Source organism: Metabacillus litoralis (genome assembly GCF_003667825.1).
In the GTDB taxonomy this organism is placed as follows: domain Bacteria; phylum Bacillota; class Bacilli; order Bacillales; family Bacillaceae; genus Metabacillus; species Metabacillus litoralis_B.
Window position 1 is genome coordinate 3,350,001 of sequence record NZ_CP033043.1, and the last position, 20,792, is coordinate 3,370,792.

Below are 20,792 nucleotides of genomic sequence, written 5' to 3' on the forward strand. Positions count from 1 at the left end.
ATAATTAAATCTTTAAAACGTTGACGTTTCTGTTTTGTTTAGTTTTCAAAGAACTACTTTAGCTGAGAACTTTATCAGCGACAAAAACCATTGTATCAGATAATTTCTCTGTTGTCAACTTCTATGAATCATTTTTCTCAAGCAAGAAAATTTAATGTCATATCTCGTAGCAACAAATAATATCTTACCATTTCATTTCGTAGAAGTCAATAGTATTTTCAAATCTTTTTTGTCTTCTATATCGTCTTACTTAGCGACAAGTTATATATTATCATCCATCATCACCTATGTCAACTTCTATGAAAACATCTTATATGATAGATAACTAGCTTCTTCATTATAAAAGATAATCAAATACAAAATAGACTAATGAAGCAATACTTTATTCTTTATCTTTGCTTGATTAAGACAGTTCCTCCTCTACCATTTACCAATAAGTACATTCCTATATAAAATCATACTTATTTGGGCAAATAGCTAGGCAAGCTGACACCTCAGCTTGCCTTGCTATTTTATCTTTATAATGATTGTACCTTTATAATTTATATTTGCTTAACATATCATCTAATTCTTTATTCATTATATTTAATTGCTCTGCAGATTTTGCCACCTGTCTTATAGCATTGTTTTGCTCGTCAATTGACGAACTAATTTCCTCCACAGATGCAGCTGTTTGTTCGGAAACACCTGATGAACTTTGAATTCCATCTCCTATCATAGAAGTTTGATTGGTGATATTTCTAATTTCATCATTTAAAATTTCTAGTGCTGAGACAGTTTCATTTATTGAATTCGATAACTGATTAAACTTATCTTGCGTTTCTAAAACATCATCATTTAATTTAGTCGATGTAAGCATGGTTTGTTCTACAATTTCTACCGTATTACCGGTCTCAGTTGCGATCGTAGACACTACTCCTCGAACTTGATATGTTGCCTGCTTAGATTGTTCAGCAAGCTTTCTTATTTCATCCGCTACCACAGAAAAGCCTTTTCCATGCTCCCCTGCCCTAGCTGCTTCAATACTAGCATTTAATGCAAGTAAATTTGTTTCCGCTGCAATATTTTCAATTGTTACCATAATATGATGAATTTCCTGAGTTTTATCATACAGACTTTTTATTCCTGTGTTAATTTTCTCCGATGCATGTAAAGAATCAGCATTAGATTTTCTCAATGAAGAAACAATTTCATTTCCCTCGTTCGATAATAGTTGAGATTTACTTGTAACTCCCTTAATTATATTACTCTGCTGATTCATTGAATCAATTGATTTTGTCAATGTTTCAACACTATGATTAATGTTTTCTAAATCATTAGCTTGCTCTTGAGTTCCTGTAGAAATTTCCGAGACAGCTGTACCAATCTCTTCGCTGCTTGCTAGCGTTTGTTCTGATACTGCAGAAAGCTCTGTTGCTGAGTCAAGTAAGTTTGAACTTGTACTTTTTACATTTTGTACTAATTCAAGAAGCTGATAAGACATCTTATTATATGCACCTGCTAATTGACCAATCTCATCTCTTGATTCTGAAAGATTTGTAGCCTGAATCTTTCCATCAGCAATATCCATTGAAGATTTTGCAACTTCTTTCAATAAAGAAATTTTCTTTTTAATTGCCAAGTAAAATACTAATATACTTATTAATATAAGCACAAAAGTTCCCCATAATATGATAAATTTAATGATTTCTAAGCCTTCATAAAATTCATCTTCGTAAACAGCTAGACCAACATACCAATCCCACGGCTCAAAATGTTCCATATAAGATATTTTCTTTCTCATTTCTCCTGTTTCATCGTTCACGTCATCGTAATAGACATAACGGTCTTCTTTATTTGAAGCTAATGAGCCTTTCACCATTTTTTCACGATTTGTCGTATCCTCAGGAATATCTCCTACTGGATTACTTGGATGAACTTGTGAGGAAAAGTTTGCATCATAGGCGAGGATATACCCTTCACCTTTATATAAAAAATGCGAATTCTTATAATCATGCTCTCCATTCTTAAGTTTTGGTCCACTCAAAAGGAGCCTTGCTTCCTCTTTCCCCTCCTCTAAAGTTAGATGACCGTTTTCCACCTGTTGGTTTATTGCCTCTAAAGTAGCTAATGAACTATTAACAATGTGATAAATCTCTTGTTTACCAGCTTTCGTTAATTGATCCTTTGCTATGAAATAACTAGTTAATCCAATCGTTGATACGGAAAACACAATAATAATCGTAAGTAAAACCATCATCTTGATTGATATACTATGCCAGTCGACCTTAATTCTCCTCTTCATACTAAGCTCCCCCATAAATTTTCTCATTATATATATCGACCATTTATAATATGAATGAGTAATTTTCGACTTTTATTTACTGGTAATAGTTTCTAGTATGGTCTAAAAATGTGAAAAGGCACTGATCCTAAGTCACGGACCGCGCCTCATTTTCAATATAACTATGATTGTCGAATTCCCTATGTTTATCTACAGTTGATTTTATTTAATCTTCGTTTACAACAACATTTCGACCTCTCATTTTTAATAGAATTGGAATGGTCATCCATAACAATGCAATCACTAAAAAGATAAGTGAAATGGGCTTCTCTAAGAAAATAATAAAATCTCCATTCGATGTAGTTAAAGCTCTTCTCATATTATTTTCAATCATTGGCCCTAGTACCAAACCGAGTACTAGTGGCGCTACAGGGTAATCATGCTTTGTTAAATAGTAACCCACTACTCCACAACCAATTAAAAGTAATAAATCAAACACTGTAAATTGAACAGCATAAACTCCGAATATTGATATAGCTACAATAATAGGTAATAAATACTTTGTTGGTGTTTCGATGATTTTCGCAAAAATTTTAACAAGTGGTAAATTTAAAATAAGCAGCATCACATTTCCGATGAACATACTAGCAATCAAACCCCAAGCAACTTGTGGGTGATCCGTGAAGAATAGTGGACCTGGCTGTATATTATACATAATAAGAGCTCCCATTAAGATTGCTGTTGTACCTGAGCCTGGTATACCTAACGTTAATAATGGAATCATTGCTCCACCTGAGGCACCATTATTTGCGGCCTCAGGTGCGGCCACCCCTTCAATTGCCCCTTTTCCAAACTTATCAGGATTTTTACTAATCTTCTTTTCCATAATATAAGAAAAGAAGGATGCTAATGTTGCTCCTGCACCTGGTAAAATCCCAATGAAAAATCCTAATAAAGATCCTCTGACAATCGGCCCTGAGCTCTCTTTCAAATCTTTTTTTGTTGGAAGAATTCTTTCCACTTTCGCAATAGATCCATCAACACTCTCTTTTTCCAAGATTGTTTTAAATACTTCTCCAAGAGCAAACAGTCCCACTGCAACAGTTAAAAATTCAATACCTGAATATAAAACAGGAACCTCATACGTAAAGCGTGCTACACCTGATACATTGTCCATTCCGATTGTAGCAATTAGCAGTCCAACAACTGTCATAATTAAAGCTTTTGTTCTTGATTTTCCTGCAAGGCCACTGACGGCACAAAGTCCTAATATCATTAATGAAAAATACTCTGCTGGACCAAAAGACAATGCGACACTAGACAATGGTTCCGCTAAAATTGTTAGACCGATAAGTGCAACAATCCCTGCAAAAAATGAACCAATTGCAGCAATTGACAGTGCAGCTCCAGCTCTTCCTTGTCTGGCCATTTGATAACCATCAAGAGCAGTTACAACTGATGACGATTCACCTGGTGTATTTAATAAAATAGATGTTGTCGATCCGCCATACATCGCTCCATAATAAACACCGGCTAATAAAATAATTGAGCTTGCTGCCGCTGATTCAGGATCAAGACCTGATGTAAGAGTAGCTGTTACGGGAATTAATAACGCCACTCCGCTCATTGGACCTATTCCTGGAAGAACACCAACCGCAGTACCAATTAATACTCCAACAAACGCAAACAATAAATTATGCCATTGCAAAGCTTCTGCAAAGCCATTTGCTAAAAATTGAATTGTATCCATTTATAACACCTCACTAAAACCAAGTTGGAAAGCCAGGTAAAGAGCCTTCAAGAACTTCAACAAATAAATAATAAACCCCACCTGAAAAGCATGCTGCAATAACGATGGATTTTAGTATATTCTTTTTATCCATTGCGATGAAACTAACAAGTAAAAAGAGAAATGTTGTTAAAATAAAACCTAATGTTTCGATAAATGAAGCATAAAGAATAGCAGAAATTAAAATAATGAAAAATCTCTTGTAATCTAGCTCTTCTTTCCCCTTTTGTTCATTCACATATTTAAATGTTTCATAGAATAGACGAAGGCTAAGCAAGACTAATATAGCCCCTAGTATAGTTGGAAACATATCAGGGCCAACATTACTCCCATATGCACTTTCCGAAATTTTTTGGCTTTCGACAACGAAGAATATTCCTATGACCATAAACATAACACTTGAGTAACGATCAAAAGCTTTACTCATCTTTACTCTCACTCCCTATAGAGAGAAAGAGGGGAGGCCCCCTCTTCCTAAAGCTTTATTTTTGCATGCCTAATGCTGTTAAGAGGTCCTGAATCACAACATTTTGCTCATCTAAAAACTTCTTGAAATCTGTTGAGTTTTTAAATTCACTTTCCCACCCATTTGATTTTACTTCATTGTTCCATTCTTCGCTTTCTGACAGTTTTTGTAATGTTTTATCCCAGAAAGCTAATTCTTCTTCCTTCAATTCCTTTGGTCCAAATACACCACGCCAGATTGTAAAGTCTGCATCTATCCCTGCTTCTTTAAAAGTTGGTACATCTGCTAAATCACCTTCCAAACGTTCAGGTGAACTAACCGCCAACACTTTCACTTTTCCTGATTTCACATATTCTCCAATAGCTGAAGCATCTGTAGCAATTAAGTCAGCATTTCCTCCTAGCAGTGCCGCAATCGCTTCACCACCACCATCATATGAAACATATTTCACTGATTTCGGGTCAATATCAGACTTAAATGCAGGTAATACTGCTACTAAATGATCCATTGAGCCAGGTGAAGATCCGCCTGCAACTGTCACTTTTGTTGGATCCGCTTTAATGGCATCTAATGCAGATTGCAAATCATTAAAAGGTGAATCACTTTTTACAACAATAGCTCCGTAATCTTTTGTAAGCTGTGCTAAAGGAGTTGTATCGCCATAACCATATGGACTGTTTCCTTCTTTTTTCTCATGATTTATTAAAATTGGCGGTGAACTGATCATTAATTTATATGGATTGTTTTTTTCTTGTGTTGCAAACTCTGCCATATAAACAGCACCACCACCACCTGGTTTATTTTCAACTGTTAATGTTTCTTCAACTAACTTTGTATCAGATAAAACCTTCGCTAATGCTCTTGCCGTTAAATCCCAGCCGCCGCCTGCACCTGATGGAGCTACAACGGTGATTGGTTTTTCTGGATAATTAGAGCTACTTTCACTACTATTGGCTTTTTCCTTATCTCCACCACAAGCAGCTAACATAAAACTTAGAAGTCCAACTAATACGACCAACATTGTTTTCTTCATATAATTTCCCCCAATTCTTTGTCCATTTAAAAAGACAGCACTTAATGTAAGCGCTGTCTTAAAGTTAACAGAATTTTTTAATTTATAGAATCTTAACCTCATAAGTTCAATTAACTGTAATGAATTCTTTTTGTTCATAAAGTTCATGACTGAAAACGGAAGTACCTTCTTTCCGGCCGCCCAACATTTCCATATACTAGCTCTGCATATATCTTTTTTTGTGAAATAAGATATTCCAAATATCTCCTTGCTGTTGATCGACTAACCCCAGACTGTTTACTTAATGATTCAGCTGTAATCCCCTCTTCAGCAACATTTAAAAGAAACTCTAATATTTTGTTGAGTGTTAGTGGATCAATCCCCTTTGGCGCACCATCTTCCTCTATTAAATGACTATCTTGTCGGGATAAACTCCATAAAGCTGTTATCTCTTCTTGAGTTAAATGTTTTGTCGTTTTTAATTTTTCCAATCTTTTTTGATAGGCTTCTAGACTTGTCTTAAATCTCTCGAATGTAACCGGTTTGACAATATAATCACAAACCCCATTTCGTAAAGAATCTCCAACTATATCAACCTCTGAAGATGCAGTAATCATAATAATGTCGATATCTGGATAAGACTTACGGATGACCCTCCCTAAATCTGTTCCTAACATATCTGGTAAAAACACATCTAACAAAACTAACTGCGGTTGAATAATTTCAAGTAATTCAATTGCTTCCGCTCCAGACGTTGCTATGGCTACTACCTCAAAGCCATCTATCTTCTTTGTAAAACGGCTATTAATTTCTGCTATCCTAGCATCGTCTTCAATCACCATTACTTCTACCTTCATTTTGGCTCCTCCTTTGGGATCGCAATAATAAACAAAGCACCACCTAATTCGCCTGTTTCAATTGTAATACTCCCATTTAGTTCCTCGACTAATTCACTCACTTTCGCTAAACCAAGCCCTCGATTTTTCCCATCCTTTGTTGAGAAACCCTTTTTAAAAATCTCAGATAACATGTGAGGTTCAACACCGGTTCCACTATCTTCAATTTCCATAATGAGATCATCACCTAGATCAGTTATAAAAAAACGTACATATCGTTCTTTACGTTTTTGCTTTTCTAATTCTTCAAATCCATTCGTTATAAGGTTTCCTAAAATTGAAACCAAACTACTATAACCAATGTGCTTAGGAATCTCCTCCAGACTGCTTTCTCGATCAACATGAAAGGTAACCTTTAGCTCTTTAGCACGATTGTAAAACCCTAGTAAAATCCCACCAAGCCATGGATCTTTTATTTTCCTCATGAGAAATTGTGTAAAATCTCTTTGACTTTCTGTTTCTTCATGAATAAGTGTCAGGGCCTCATCCAATGACCCTAATTGAATTAATCCCGAAATCGTATAAAGCAAGTTATTAAACTCGTGGGTCTGCGCTCTTAAGGCTTCTGTGTATCTCTTCACTTGTGATAATTCTTCTGTTAATTGATCAATATCAGATTTAAGTCTAAAGCTAGATACGACACCAATCACTTCATCTCCATATTTAACAGGAATACGGTTTGCTATAATGATCTTATTTCTAATTTCTAGTTGTTTATCTAGTTGCTTTTCGCCTGTTCTTAGAACATCTAGTAAAGAAGAATTAGGGATAATATCAAAAACCTGTTCTCCAACAACAGGTTTTGTCTTATCTAGTGATAAAATGTCATATGCAGCTTGATTGATGATCAATATCTTTCCATCCTCATTAATAACAATGATTCCTTCATGAACCGTTTCAATAACAGCATTACGTTGTTTAAACAATGTAGCAATTTCCTCAGGCTCTAGTCCCATCATTGTATTTTTTATCCTTCTTGCTAATATAATCGAACCTAATGTTCCCAAAAGAAATGCAGTAATGGCAATCCAAATAACAGGTTTTCCGTAATCAAAGACTGTATTTTCAATATCCTCAATTAAAAAACCTACTGAGACTACACCTATAATTTCATCACCATCAAGAATTGGTACCTTTCCTCTTAATGAAGGCCCTAAGGATCCAGTTGCCTTGGAAACATAAGATTTACCTTCTTTTAACGCCTTAACATTGTCTCCTCCAACCATCTTTTTCCCAATTCTCTCTGGAATTGGGTGAGAATATCGAATTCCTTCTTTATTACCAATTACGATATATTCAGCGCCAATTTCCACTCTTATTTTTTCAACCAAAGGCTGAATAATTCTAGATGGATCTTCAGTATCAAATGCTTCATGAATCTCAGGCATGTTCGCTATCGTTGTAGCAACATGTAAAGCTCTTTTGCTAATTTGCTGCTCAACTGTTTTTGATAAAGTATGATAGTATAAAATACTACATAAAAGAACAATTAATAAAATAAGACTAAGGGCAAACAAAATAATGCGTATATAAAGCTTAGGTCGATTCGTTCTTTTCAATAGCTCACACCTCAGTTTTTAGAAATCGCTTACAAGTTTGAGTATTCTCTATTGTATATAAATACTTTTGGTTTGTCATGGAGAAATTTCTTCTATTTATTAAATATAATATTGAAATAAATTTATTGAAAGGAGTTGGAGAATATAGTAAGATAAAGTCATCTAGAACATACGTTCTATTTTTCACGAATGGAATTGAACAAAGAAAAGTGCAGGTGATACATTTGATGGCATGGGAGGCTGCATATTTAGCTGGTATTATCGATGGTGAGGGTACTATCACACTAACTAGAATACATAAAAACGAACATCGGAGGCCTTGTATTACAATTGCATCAACAGACAAAGAACTATTGATTTACACTAAATCTTTGACAGGTGGAATTATTAGTAATAAGAAGAATTACAATCCTGAAAAACATAAGAATTCCTTTACTCTAAACATTAAGAAAAAAGAAAAAGTTATTGATATACTTACCCATGTTTTACCGTATTTAAGAGTTCCTTCAAAAAGAAAACGTGCATTTTGGATTATTGAACACTACGATAAAGTTACAATAAGAAACGGTAAATACAGTAAGGAGCGTTTAAATCAAAAGTTAGCTTTCGAAAAAGCTTTTTTTAAATTTTAACTTAAAAAAGGCTATGACTTAACTCATAAAATTACATATTGTTTACTCAATTAATTACCAAACGTTGATATCAATGAATCCTTTATAATTTTTAGTAATAAAATTCAATTAAAAATCTTATCCCAACTCATTTTTTTCATTAACTAACCCAATTTTTTCTGACTTTCTGCAATTTTATGGTGATGTTATTTACTAATGGCAATCTTATGAGTAAATAAATTAAATGTAACTTCTCTTATATATGACCACAAAAAAAGAGTTGTTAATTCACAACTCAAATTAAATTCTCTTCCAACAATTGTTTCATTTTTTTCCAAGTTGCTCTTACAAGTGGGTTTCTAAAATTCCCTGGGTTATCCATTCTCCGTTTTATGTTATTCTCTGAAATTACTTCACCTAAATTGTGTAGATGCATTATAATCTCTCTTACTTCTTTACAAATTAATTCTTCTCTTAACTTTTGTTGTTCTCTTCTATACTTAGTATTCTTTGCTGCAATCTTTTTACTTAACTCTGGAAATCTTCTTTCCATATTATAATAATTGAATCTTCGTTGAAGTTCAGCCAATGATGGTGGTGGATACTCATTTAAATATATTTTCTCTAGTTCTATTTCTAAACTATCATTAACTTGATCTGATCTCTTCTTCTGAACTTGTCCTGGTGGAATGTTTAAATTCAGCAAATGATTGTATTCTTTATTAAGTGTAGTTTTATTAACATTCCCTAATAAAAGCTCTTGTAGATTAATTTCTAATAGTCTACAAATGGCTATTAATGATTCAACATTTGGTAACCCCCTTCTTAATTTCCATTCAGTAACACGTTTTCTATCCCTATTTATCAAACTTGCGAATCTTGATACATTTCCTCCGGATGTTATCTTTATAATTAAATGAATCAAATTAAACAGGCCGTTTTTTTCTAGAGGCAATTTATCACTAGAATTTAATTTCATTAATTCCCCCATCTGTTCTGCTACAAATAACTTCCACTCACTGTCCATTTCAGTAACACATAATTTTTTGTCATCTTCACTATCGCTCCCTAACCACTGTTCGCACCTTGTACAATAGCCCGGACTATACTTTCTTGAAAATGAGACTGGTCGTTTTCCACAGCCCGGACATATAGAATTCAAAGGTTTCCGATGATTGGGGCAATATTCGACAATTGAGATACTCCATAATAATGGTTCATAGATCTCAATTTTTCTTTCCCTAAACTCTTCTAAGCAAGATGAGCACCACCTTAAATATCTATGAAAAATATTTGGATGATGAAAAATATCCTTACATTTTTTAAGAGTAAGATAACTCAGGTTATTGCACATTGTTAAACTTTCTAGTGATTTTATACACTCCTCTGTAAAATCACCAAAGCCATTTATTGAACCAGCCCTGCCATAAAATATCTCCGGATTATCTTTGTAATGAATATTTTTAATTTCAGTTATTAAAATATCATTAATAAAATCACTAGTTTTCCAAGAATGTGCCTGTGCAATTCTCCCAATATAACTTCTTAAAGATTCAATGTTAACTGAATCGATACCTATGGGGGGCAGATTATATAGTCTGCTTCTTCCCAAAATTTCTAAATCAGTTTTTTTGTCCTCTCCCACAATAAATTTCTTCCCCTTATATGTAAAATATCAATTAAGCTTCATTAACATCATCCATTTCAATCGAATCTCTCTTCGGATTTCTCACTCCTGGCTTTCTCTTAGTTTGTTTATTAGTCTTTATATTTTCGTCTCTCGATTCAATGTCATCATTTATTACTACAGTTTTCTCTCTTTCTTCCTGACTATATTTTCCATCTATTTTTTTAGCTGCATTTATTATCTTTTCTAATTGCTGATTATTTAAAGCATACTCCTTAAAATCCTCAATCCGCAGAGTAATTAAATTAGGATTTTTTATAGACTCATACTTAAAGGTGTCGTAAATCAATTTCTTAAGAAGACCAATACATCCTATCGACTTTTCATAAAAAAACTCCCAATTATCCATAAGCTCTGGTTCCTCTAATAATGGGAGGTGACGTTGAAAACTAAGAAGACAGCGAAAAAAAACTTGAAGTTCTTCATCGATTTCCTTCCTATATCTTGTAAAATATCTATTAATTCCTCGACTACTTAGTTGGTCACTTTGATTAATAAACTCAATTAACAAATCTGTCCCCATTAATAAGATGGGAACATTGGTCATATTAACTAAAGTCTTTATAACATCCATTTGATCTAATAAAACAGAGCCCCTTTTTACTTTAGCTAAATGATGTGCCTCATCAATAATAAGCAATTTAGTTTTTCTATAATTAAGTGCATTAATAACAGAGCTTTTCAATGCCCCTACTGATTCATATTTGTTAATAGTAACTTTATTAAAATTCCTATCCCTTACAATTTCCACTTTTTTATCGATTAGGGGTTCATTCAATTTCTGCAAAATTTGCAAATAGAATTCCTTCCAATTAAAATGTCCCGTTTCTGTCGCTGGGGCAAGTACATTAACAACCGGTATAAATCCTTTATTTTTTTCGACTTCATCACTATACTTTTTATTAATGGTTTCAACCAATTTTAATCCTATAAAAGTTTTGCCGACTCTTGATGGACCAATTAAGAAAAAGATAGATTCTTCTGAAGCAAATTCAGTTAGTAGTAAAAGTTCATTAAATACCTTCTCTAACTTAGGATGTTTAATTGAATATTGGTGGAAGTACTCTATTCGTTCTTGAACCGACTGTTCCAAGAGTTTTTTTGGATATCGTTTCTCTTTCATAACTAAAAGCCCTCAAATCCTTCAAGGTCTTCCTTTACTTGTTCCAGTAGTTTAGTTCTTTTTAGTTCTGATAAGCTCTTCACATTATCTTTACTTCCTTGTTTTTCAAATTTATTGCTCATTTCTATAACATTATTTACTTCAGTTTTCAAATCAGTGTTATTTCTATTAATCCCTTTATTTGGAGCAATTATTTTCTTTAAAGCCTCATCCTTTAGTCTTTGGAGTTCAATAACTTCATTCTTTTCAGCCCTATCAATAAATTCAATTAACCTTGTAGATGTCATCGCCTTATTTACTCCAAGTAATTTATCCTGTTTTCTTATTTCTGAAGTAATTAGTTTTATCTCCTTCTCTGTTCTTCCTTTCAATACAGAGTAGTACTCTGAATACATCTCAACCCATTGATTATCTAAGTATGCATATGCAATTCCTACATCAAAAGGATCATACTTTATTTTCACTTCTTTTAATTGAAACTTGGGATTTCGAAACCTATCAGTCCAATAATATGTATTTCTAATTTTTACTCCTTCGTTAATTTGAACTTTTGCTGTTCCCTTCGATGTAGATGGTAAAGTTAAGAAATAAAAACCTTCCATATCAGTCACATAAGTCTGTGTTCTTTTTCCAGTATCAGAAAGACTTTGTACATAAAGTTCATTAGGTGATATAGCTAAAGTTGTGTGATACGTGTTGTCATAGATATCATAAGTATATTCTTTTATTAATTCATATAATGCCTCAAGTGTCCAAGTTGCATTGTTTTTTGGATTGAAGCTCTTTATCACTTGCCTAACATTCTTTGTTATTTGTGTGTTACCCATTAAATTATGAATAAATTGCTTATTCATTGTTCCAAATAGTCTTTCAACAACATTTCCGAACCTTGCTTTTGTAGGTGGTCTTTTCTTTTTAGTTACTTTAAGAACTGCGAGAAGTTGTTCAAAATATACACTTTCAAATTCTTTCCCTCCATCAACAATTATGGAGGATGGTTTCCTTTTATATCTATTTACAAGTTCCCTTAAAACCATCATACAAGACTTATAACTCGGTGAATCAAAAGTTAAGTAAAATGCAAGGACCTTCCGTGTATAAGCATCCACAGCAAAGGTGATCCACGGTCGCCCAAGATTTTTTCCAGTTGTTGAACATACTAACTCAATATCTAGTTCTGTATGGTCTATGTGAACAATCTCGAATGGTCTACTCCCGTGACGAGGTGTTCTTAAATGATCTAGTCTGAAGAATTCCTCTGTTGCATAAGCTGCTTTATGACCTTTTCTCTTTTTAATTTGGTTATGAATCGGTCTTTTCTTTATGTATCCTAAAAATGTTTTGTAGGCAGGTGGTTCATATCCTTTATTTTTGCAAACTTTTATGAATTGGTTATAAACTGTATTTTTATTTTTTTGTTTTTTATTCTCATATTCATTTTTTATTATTTCTTCCATTAATTCTATAACTTCTATTTCCAACTTAGGCAAACGATTTCCCCTCGCCTTTTTATTTGGAATTAATCCAACATATCCATTTCCATATTTTTTCTCAGCATCTTTATATTTTTTTAACCAATTTCTAATTGTTCTTTCGCTCTCATTAAATTCATCATATTTTGCCCCATTCATAATACCCATAACTACATTGTACCGGTGTAGTGCTTCCTTTGAATCTCTTTCACTCATAGTCATAATTAATTCTTTATAATTATCATTTTCATTAGAGATTACCTTGTTTGTAAGACCTTTGACTGTCCCACTTAAAATTAACGACTCAAAATATTCTAGTGATAAATCTGTAAACTCACCATTATTTTCTATGTAAATTCTTTCACCTGTGACGTTTTTTATCTCCCAAATTTCAACACCCCATTGAATTTTATTCCCAATTGAAGTATCCAATGTTCTCAATGAAATTGAATTATCATTTTCAACTTGTGTTTTCATAATTGTTTGATGAGTTCTTAATGATTCGATAGATAAGTGTAATGAGAAGTTTTTCCGATCGCAAATATCTTCTGATTGTAAATCCACCACAATTTCACCATTAGCGATTAATTGATAGACATCATCTATTTCATATACTCCTTCAATATTTCCGCTTATCTCATCAAGTTTTATTGAAGGTCTTAATCTGATAGTGTTAAGTATAAAATTTCTAGTAACGTCTTTAACTTTAATGGGATTTAGTAAATAATCTTCTAGAAATCTAATATTACGTTGATATGTCCAGTTAATCTCCGACGAAGATCTAACTCTAAAAGATACCCCATACTGTGCAGCATATCGTTCTGCTGGCGGACAACGCCAAGCGTCATTTTCATCCTTCAAATACCTGTCAGGATATTTGAAAGATAAATTTTTTAACGCTTCTTCTTCTTTCCATTCCTCCCAACCAATCCAGTTTTCTTCTATGACGAAAAAATCTGGAGTATACCTTATTCCCAATTTCTTTCCCTTTTCATTATGGAAGTTAATCTTAAATTGATTAGGTTGATCATAGTATTCTAATACAGTTTCGTTAATTTCCTTTTCATAAATAGCTGCTAGTTCAAGTGTATGACTTTCAAACTGAATTGTAACTCCCATTTTTCTACTTGGGTAAAAACCTGGAACATTCTCTCCTCCACTTCCCACTCTCCTCGCAGGGTCAGATTTTCTAATTTTCCCTATCAAATCAATAGCTTCATTGGATAATCCTTTTGTAGCGATCCACTTATCAAATTCATTATCCTTCATTTACTTCGCCTCTTTGTCGTTGTTTTTGTCGTTTACGACAATTTTAACGCAAAAAAAAGAAATTGACAATTAGTCTGTGTACTTGCAATATTTATCTCTTCTAATTATCCTTAAATTATGAAAATAAAGCGAGGGTTCTAACTATGAAGTATAAAGTGTACGAATATTCTTCCCAACTTGGAACACATTTAAAAGAATTAAGAAAAGAAAAAAATTTAACCCTTAAAGAGTTAGAAAAAATCTCAGGAGTAAGTTTTAGTCAAATATCTAAGATAGAAAAAAATGTTCATAAACCATCTTTAGAAACAATTGAGAAATTAAGCGAAGCTTTGTGTATAGACTTAAATGAATTGTTGCAATTCTCCCGTCTATTCTCTGAAAATACATTTGAAACTGAAATAGATGCGGATACCAAATACAATGCTTTAGTAAAATTCCAAAGCACTTGTCAACTGTGTGGTGCTAAGGCCCCTTCTTCTACAATAATAGCTACTTATATTAAGCCTACTAGTTTTGGTGGTGAAAAAAATCTTGATAACATTACATTACTGTGCAAAGATTGCAATAATTCAAGAGAAAAATTAATTAATAAAAATGGGATTGAAGAGGATTATTTTTACTCTAAATATATACTTAACACTGATTGAGAGATATAAATTCTTACAGATATAAGTTTCTTAAGTTATTAAATCTCTCTCTTAACTCTTTTTCCTTCAAAAAATTTTTACCTAATTTCTTCTCTAACTGTCTAACACTGGGAAATTCATCGATTTTGATGGTATGAAAAAAAGCCGTATCTAATTCATCAAACTTTTGTTTTAGTCTTTTAATTTTTTTAGTTGACATAAATTTTTTATTTTCCTCTATTATTATTTTGCATTCCTCTGGATATATTTTGGTTAACAAAGTACGGTCGCACCCAATATAATCAGCTAACCTCTTTATGGAAATGAATAGATTATCATTAATCACTTTTTGCAAAATTTTCGATATAAAGATGTGATCGTATTTATTGTTTATCTGTCTTGCCTCCTCCACATTTATATTGATATATAATATATCTGAACTTGATATATTAACGTTTAGAAATTGTTTCAAACTAATATTAAAAGTAAGACACATTTTAGCTACAGCATCTAATCCTGGTAAATTCTTTCCTTTAACCCAGTATCTAAACGTAGTCTCCTTAAATCCTAGCTCATTTGCAGCCTTCCTTATATTATTATTAAATATGTTATGCACAACTCCATTAAGCCCCTTTATTACATCTTCCCTTGTAAAAGGTTGATTATTATTCTCTATACCAAGAGCTATTAATTCTTCTGCAAAAAGGGACTTTCTAATTTCATATTCTTTCTGAGGATTATATATTGTGTCTAATCCCTCTATTTTAGCTTTACTCCCTAACCAATTAAGACATCTTGAACAATATCCAGGTATGGATGTTCTTGACAATATATTCATTTCTCCATTACAATTTCGGCATTTATCTTCTAATTTGATTCTATGTTTAGGACATATAGAAAATAATTCAATATTCCACAATAGAGGAAAATATACTTCTTCTTTATCAACCTCTACCATAGTTTCTAAACATTCTGGACACCACGCCTTTTTGTTCCTTAGTAGTCCTCTGAATGTTAACATTGGACCTTGGTTGATTAGTGTGGTTTTAACTAAATCTCCTCTTGTAGTTAAGACTTCCATTGCATTCCTAAAGTCATTTGCAGTTGTACCAAAACCAGCAATAGCATTTGATCCCTTATAGAATCCATCTCCCCCTTTTAGATTAATGTTATTTATATACTTTTTATCAAGAATTGGAGATATTATTTTAGACAGTAATGTACCGGTAGTTATATTATGTAAAACTGCTATTCTTTCTACATAACTACCTATTGATTCGATATATGCATTATTTAAATTTAATGGTTCTAGATTATATAAAGTGCTTCTCTCCATACTAATCTCTCCATACTACAGTTTATACAATTAGTTACCATATTCCAGAAGCTATATACATTCATAGGTACTTTTTGAATTTACAAAAGAGAAGAATCACATAGCTATAGCGGTCTTAGTTTCTTTTGGCCATATCACCAAAAGTAGGGAGTATCTACTCCCTACTTTTAACTAAAATGACTGAAACTTTTATTGTGTTCAAATTGAAAAAGACTACTTAAATTGTAGTCTCTTAAATTCATATCAGGTTCTTTTCGTAAAATTCCAATACATCTATAATTAAAATATTTAGTTCAGTTTTATATGTTTCTAACTCGCGGATTTTTTGTGTCTCAGAAACGCCATCCTTATAAGTTCCTGTATGAACAAACTCACTTCGTATTTTATAACATTCATCAAAAAAACGTATAGCATTTTTACCATTGTAATCTTTTTCAAAATTACAACTCCCAATCAATTCTTTACATTTTTCACCAATAGTTTTTTTCTTTAGTAAACCGAATGAACTTTTAATACCTTGAAGTATGTTTTGTTTTTCTGTGTCAGGAATATCAATATCAATTTTTATATTCTCCATCGTAATAGATTTATTGATTTGCTTTAGGAAGTAACAATAAGTGTCGTCTTTATAGGAATCCTCTGGAACTAAGGATTCGATAGTAGATACCTTTAATAAAAAACTAGCTCTTAAGTCATTAATTGCATTACTAGAATTTAGTAACGAATATGCAGTATTTAATTTTTTATCTTCTTTATAATTGTCAATTTCTACTTCAGGAAATTGTAATGTCAATTTCGGGGTAGCACTCTGGCTAAGAAATTTCACTTCAGATATGTCTTTATCTAATTGATAAATCTCCATTCCTAATGTTTCATTTTTAACTGTCTCGCTTGCCAATTGAGGGAATAATAGCCCTATATTTTTTAATCCGTATTCTGTAAGACCACCTGTGTTGAATGACATTTGGGTAGTGTCTAAGACGCCAAGACCTCCTGAAATATTAATAGGTATTCCTTTTTTAATAAAAAGCTTCTTTACACTATAAAAAAGTTTGTTACCCTCTTTTTCTGCCGTTTCTCTATCTTCAAATTCGCCATATGACAATATTACTTTTACATCCTCAGTCCTACGGTCAATTTTACCCCTACATACAGCATTCTCAGACTCGAACAAAATAAATTCATCTTGAATATTAAAATCATAATTCTTACCGACTAAAAAAACCACTCTAACGTAAAACATATCTAGTACATCCTCTCTAGAATTTTTAATCTTTCAAAGCACCCCGTTATTACAAATAAGACAACCTCCTTCACTAACGCCCTTAATTTATCCTTTAGGTACATAAATTCTGCATAATAGCAATATTTACCGAGTTTCAATAATTTCCTTCTTCAACAAACCTCTTCATTTGTTAAAGAACAAAAAACATCCCTGCATAAAGGAATGCCCGTTAGCTTAAGCATAGTATTTTAACAAACCTTTGTTACTATAAATGGCAGCAATTTTTTTATAGTAATTACTACTGGATTCCCATAAAACTCGTCATTATTTGTTCTAAAATAGTGCCCAATTATTCTAAATTCAAACCAGTTAATGATGTATATTGTCCCATTCCTATTTTATATACACCCATTTCATAAAAGTCATTCAATAACTCTTCATATTTAACAAGTAGGTACTCCTCGGTTAATTTAATAATCTCATTAATTTTTTCTGTACAAGTTATATAAAATTCCTTGCATATCAAAAGTGTTTTGTAGGGGACAATAGGTAAATTATCTATAGTGTGCATAATAAATGTAGTAGGTTTATCACCAATATTTCCTTCCGAGAATTGAACTTTATTTCGAATAAGTTCTGATTCAGCTTTATGGGTTTTATTATTTCTTATATCTCTAATTATGTTACGTTTATCAGCTATAGATTTTAAAGGTTCTAGAAATTTTGAATCCTGCATTTTAGGTGTTCTTCTAAGAACATTTTCATTCGTGAAATTATAAAGTGATACTTCTTCAATATTCTTATTAATATCTTCAATAACATTAATCAATTGAGCCAATTTCTCACTTAAAGAAAATGCTAGCTCTACAGAATGATTAGCAAAATAAGAAAGTGGTGGATGATAAAAGGGTTGATTAGATAAAGCAACATATGAATCTGTATTAAAGTCATCTTTTTTATGTGCGATACCATATACTATTGCCGTTTTTAATTCAAGATGATTAGTGATAATAGAAAATAACCAATCTGCAATTTTTAATAATTTGTTAGTTTCAACTTCTTCAATTCCATATAAAATTGATATTATTTCTTCTAATTTTCTTTTGTTTGGGAATGATGGCAAATCCAAATCTATTGCTATTCTTTTTAATTCTTCTTCCTCTATGTTTAATAGAATCACAATACTGCCTCCTAATATTGCCCTTATTATACAGTTAATAAAATAAAAGATGATTTCAAAATTCCAATTCATATCGTTTTTAGTAGTAAGCACCTTTGTAAAAGACTAATCTTACAAATTTATTATTAAACTAACCTGCCCATTTCTGCAAGAAATACATTCCAAAAAAAGCATAATACTTATAGATTAATACTCAAACTTTAAAGTGCCTTTGTGCATTTGATAGCTTCATTTTTAGTACTACTTATTGAGGTTTCCCCCTTGGAAAAAGGCGGCAACAACACCTATAAGTCCACCTAAAAGAGTAGAGGGAGATTATTCCACTCAATATCACCTTTCAAAATACTAAATATAATAGTCCAAGCTAATACACCCCAAAAAAAGTAAGTATCTCAATAACTTCAACAACCTCAAGAAACCACTTTCACTATCTAGCTACTTCTAATTCGGAATTGATGAGTTAATTTCCTTCTTCCATAAACCTGTCCCGTTAGCACAAAAAGATATGTACCAAAATGACAATCTCGATTCTTCACTGGTGCTCCATAGTATCCAAGTATAATTTGATAATGTAGTATTAAATTACTTTATAGAAAAAGGTGTAGATAGTCCGGTTTGATGACTTATCTACACCTTTTTTAATTACATTTTCTGTATAATACTACTAAGATAAGAAAGGGATGATATATAATGATATTTCCAAATGAATTAATAGAGGATATTCTAGAAGGCATTAAGTTCGCTGAAGAAGAAACACTAACTGATTATGATTTAAATAATGTAGATCAGGAAGATCCGATAACTACAAGACTTGCAACAAGGATTCAAGATGAAACTAATAGAATTATAAGCAAGTCAAAATACAAAGGTATCTGGAGATGCGATGCCATAGAATTATCAAATAAAGGTCGAAATTCTTTAGAAAAAAAATATGGTTTTGATATGGGTATTACTTTAAAAGATAAGAGTAAAAGATTCATCAAATCTTTAATTATTCAAAACAAAATGGAAGATGGCGATAGTCAAAATTTAGAGAATCAAATAAAAATGATGGAATCTTTATCTCCAAAAGATAAAGGCTTCGTAGGTATAATTGATAAAGCTGGAATATATTTAACAACGGGCACCTACTTAGAAAATAAGAAATTTGATCTTAAAAAATTGAAATCTTATGAGATGGTTAGATTAACTGAATTAATTGGAGAATTTTTAGAATGCAAAGTGGGTCAAAGAAATTTAGATTTGCAAAGATTGCAGTTTAATAAACAATATATTAGAAAAAAAGGTATGGTATTAGTCAGTTTTGAAAAAATAAAACCTCCTTTAGAATAGTTGCGGAGAGCCATACCACAAATAAGACAAAGTTCTTTTAGAGTAAAGAAGCATATAGGAATAATATAGTAGTTTACTTTAGGTATTATCGTTATAATTAATGTATTAAAAAATGTTAGGGTTGGAGTTTATGGAAAATATAGTAACTTTTTGGGAGGCAAATAGTAGCAATATTATCGTTTCATTTATAATAGGTTTAGTTTTTTTTATACTTGGTCCAATAGGATTATGGTTTTCGGGGAAAAAGGTAAAGAAAGAAAGAGTTAAAAAAGCAATAGATATGTTACTAGATACTTTTGAAGGAATGCTAGTAAATGAAGTCAATATCTCTCCAAATAGATTAATTATGGTTTTTCGTTCAATTGAAAGAGATATTAAAATTGATTTAGAAGCTAATTATGAATTGGAGAGTTTATTAGAGGACCTCGTATTAAGATTTGAAAGAAGTAAGCATCTAGACCCAAATCAAAAAGATAAATACTATGAGAAAATAACAAATATAAAAAATGAATTAAAAGAAGAACAAAGTAAACAGGAGAGAAGCACAAATATTCCAAGACCATACTCAAATGTATTCCAAGAGTTAAGGGAAGCAAATGCAACAAATGACCAAAAAAATTTTAATAAATTAATAGATGAACTTGAGAAAAAAATAATTGAAGGAAAATACTTGGAGCTAAACTCATCCTTTTTAAATGCATTATTAAGACCTTATATGATAATGTTTAGAAAACCTAAGTTTTTCGCTGTATTTTTAATTATTTATATTTTATTAATTTCCATCATCTTCATAATAATATCCATAAAAGAAAACATATCTTTCTAAATAAAGAAGCCTTGAAAAAGGCTTCTTTATTTAATATATAAGGATGTATATCTTTTGTTCGAAGTTAACTATGTTCTTAGGTAATATTCGGTGAACCATATCATAAGTATTTGCGGCAAA

16 protein-coding genes are annotated in these 20,792 nt (G+C 31.8%); 4 read left to right on the plus strand and 12 right to left on the minus strand.

What is annotated here, in order from left to right:
• Positions 1-535 precede the first annotated feature (535 nt).
• From D9842_RS16625 to D9842_RS16650, 6 genes are all read right to left on the minus strand, one after another.
• Positions 536-2,284, minus strand: a complete 1,749-nt coding sequence (locus tag D9842_RS16625) for a methyl-accepting chemotaxis protein (RefSeq protein WP_121663460.1) — start codon at positions 2,282-2,284, stop codon at positions 536-538.
• Positions 2,285-2,489: 205 nt separating this feature from the next.
• Positions 2,490-4,013, minus strand: coding sequence for a tripartite tricarboxylate transporter permease (locus D9842_RS16630; RefSeq protein WP_121663461.1), 1,524 nt, complete (start codon positions 4,011-4,013; stop codon positions 2,490-2,492).
• Between the two features lie 13 nt (positions 4,014-4,026).
• The gene (locus D9842_RS16635) at positions 4,027-4,479 is read right to left on the minus strand and encodes a tripartite tricarboxylate transporter TctB family protein (protein WP_121663462.1); all 453 of its coding nucleotides are present in this window, start codon (positions 4,477-4,479) and stop codon (positions 4,027-4,029) included.
• Between the two features lie 55 nt (positions 4,480-4,534).
• A complete protein-coding gene (locus D9842_RS16640; protein WP_121665101.1) occupies positions 4,535-5,551 on the minus strand; it encodes a tripartite tricarboxylate transporter substrate binding protein in 1,017 nt (338 codons plus the stop codon).
• A 143-nt stretch (positions 5,552-5,694) separates the two neighbouring features.
• Complete coding sequence (locus tag D9842_RS16645) at positions 5,695-6,387, minus strand: response regulator (protein WP_121663463.1); 693 nt, start codon at positions 6,385-6,387, stop codon at positions 5,695-5,697.
• Positions 6,384-7,985 (minus strand): ATP-binding protein, encoded by a 1,602-nt coding sequence (locus D9842_RS16650; RefSeq protein ID WP_232273806.1) that lies wholly within the window; start codon positions 7,983-7,985, stop codon positions 6,384-6,386. The genes D9842_RS16645 and D9842_RS16650 overlap by 4 nt, the downstream gene beginning before the upstream one ends.
• A gap of 227 nt (positions 7,986-8,212) precedes the next feature.
• On the opposite strand from D9842_RS16650, the gene D9842_RS16655 reads away from it, so the two are divergent.
• A complete protein-coding gene (locus tag D9842_RS16655) occupies positions 8,213-8,617 on the plus strand; it encodes an LAGLIDADG family homing endonuclease (RefSeq protein WP_257535889.1) in 405 nt (134 codons plus the stop codon).
• A gap of 274 nt (positions 8,618-8,891) precedes the next feature.
• Here the strand turns inward: D9842_RS16655 and D9842_RS16660 are convergent, their stop codons facing one another.
• The 3 genes from D9842_RS16660 to D9842_RS16670 are packed head-to-tail and all read right to left on the minus strand — an operon-like array spanning position 8,892 to position 14,147.
• Complete coding sequence (locus D9842_RS16660) at positions 8,892-10,241, minus strand: TniQ family protein (protein WP_162987464.1); 1,350 nt, start codon at positions 10,239-10,241, stop codon at positions 8,892-8,894.
• 34 nt (positions 10,242-10,275) lie between these two features.
• Positions 10,276-11,406, minus strand: coding sequence for a TniB family NTP-binding protein (locus D9842_RS16665; RefSeq protein WP_121663466.1), 1,131 nt, complete (start codon positions 11,404-11,406; stop codon positions 10,276-10,278).
• A 2-nt stretch (positions 11,407-11,408) separates the two neighbouring features.
• The gene (locus tag D9842_RS16670; RefSeq protein ID WP_121663467.1) at positions 11,409-14,147 is read right to left on the minus strand and encodes a TnsA endonuclease N-terminal domain-containing protein; all 2,739 of its coding nucleotides are present in this window, start codon (positions 14,145-14,147) and stop codon (positions 11,409-11,411) included.
• A gap of 143 nt (positions 14,148-14,290) precedes the next feature.
• On the opposite strand from D9842_RS16670, the gene D9842_RS25995 reads away from it, so the two are divergent.
• Positions 14,291-14,794, plus strand: a complete 504-nt coding sequence (locus D9842_RS25995) for a helix-turn-helix domain-containing protein (protein WP_162987465.1) — start codon at positions 14,291-14,293, stop codon at positions 14,792-14,794.
• Positions 14,795-14,807: 13 nt separating this feature from the next.
• Here D9842_RS25995 and D9842_RS16680 read toward each other — a convergent pair whose 3' ends face one another.
• The 3 genes from D9842_RS16680 to D9842_RS16690 form a co-directional block, all read right to left on the minus strand.
• A complete protein-coding gene (locus D9842_RS16680) occupies positions 14,808-16,109 on the minus strand; it encodes a TniQ family protein (RefSeq protein ID WP_121663468.1) in 1,302 nt (433 codons plus the stop codon).
• Between the two features lie 238 nt (positions 16,110-16,347).
• Entirely contained in the window at positions 16,348-17,352 is a 1,005-nt protein-coding gene (locus tag D9842_RS16685) for a hypothetical protein (protein ID WP_121663469.1), read from the minus strand.
• 331 nt (positions 17,353-17,683) lie between these two features.
• The gene (locus D9842_RS16690) at positions 17,684-18,514 is read right to left on the minus strand and encodes a Cthe_2314 family HEPN domain-containing protein (protein WP_121663470.1); all 831 of its coding nucleotides are present in this window, start codon (positions 18,512-18,514) and stop codon (positions 17,684-17,686) included.
• 690 nt (positions 18,515-19,204) lie between these two features.
• Here D9842_RS16690 and D9842_RS16695 point away from each other — a divergent pair.
• Together D9842_RS16695 and D9842_RS16700 are read left to right on the plus strand one after the other, a co-directional pair.
• The gene (locus D9842_RS16695) at positions 19,205-19,846 is read left to right on the plus strand and encodes a hypothetical protein (RefSeq protein WP_121663471.1); all 642 of its coding nucleotides are present in this window, start codon (positions 19,205-19,207) and stop codon (positions 19,844-19,846) included.
• Positions 19,847-19,976: 130 nt separating this feature from the next.
• Entirely contained in the window at positions 19,977-20,672 is a 696-nt protein-coding gene (locus D9842_RS16700) for a hypothetical protein (RefSeq protein WP_121663472.1), read from the plus strand.
• The last annotated feature ends 120 nt before the right edge of the window (positions 20,673-20,792 follow it).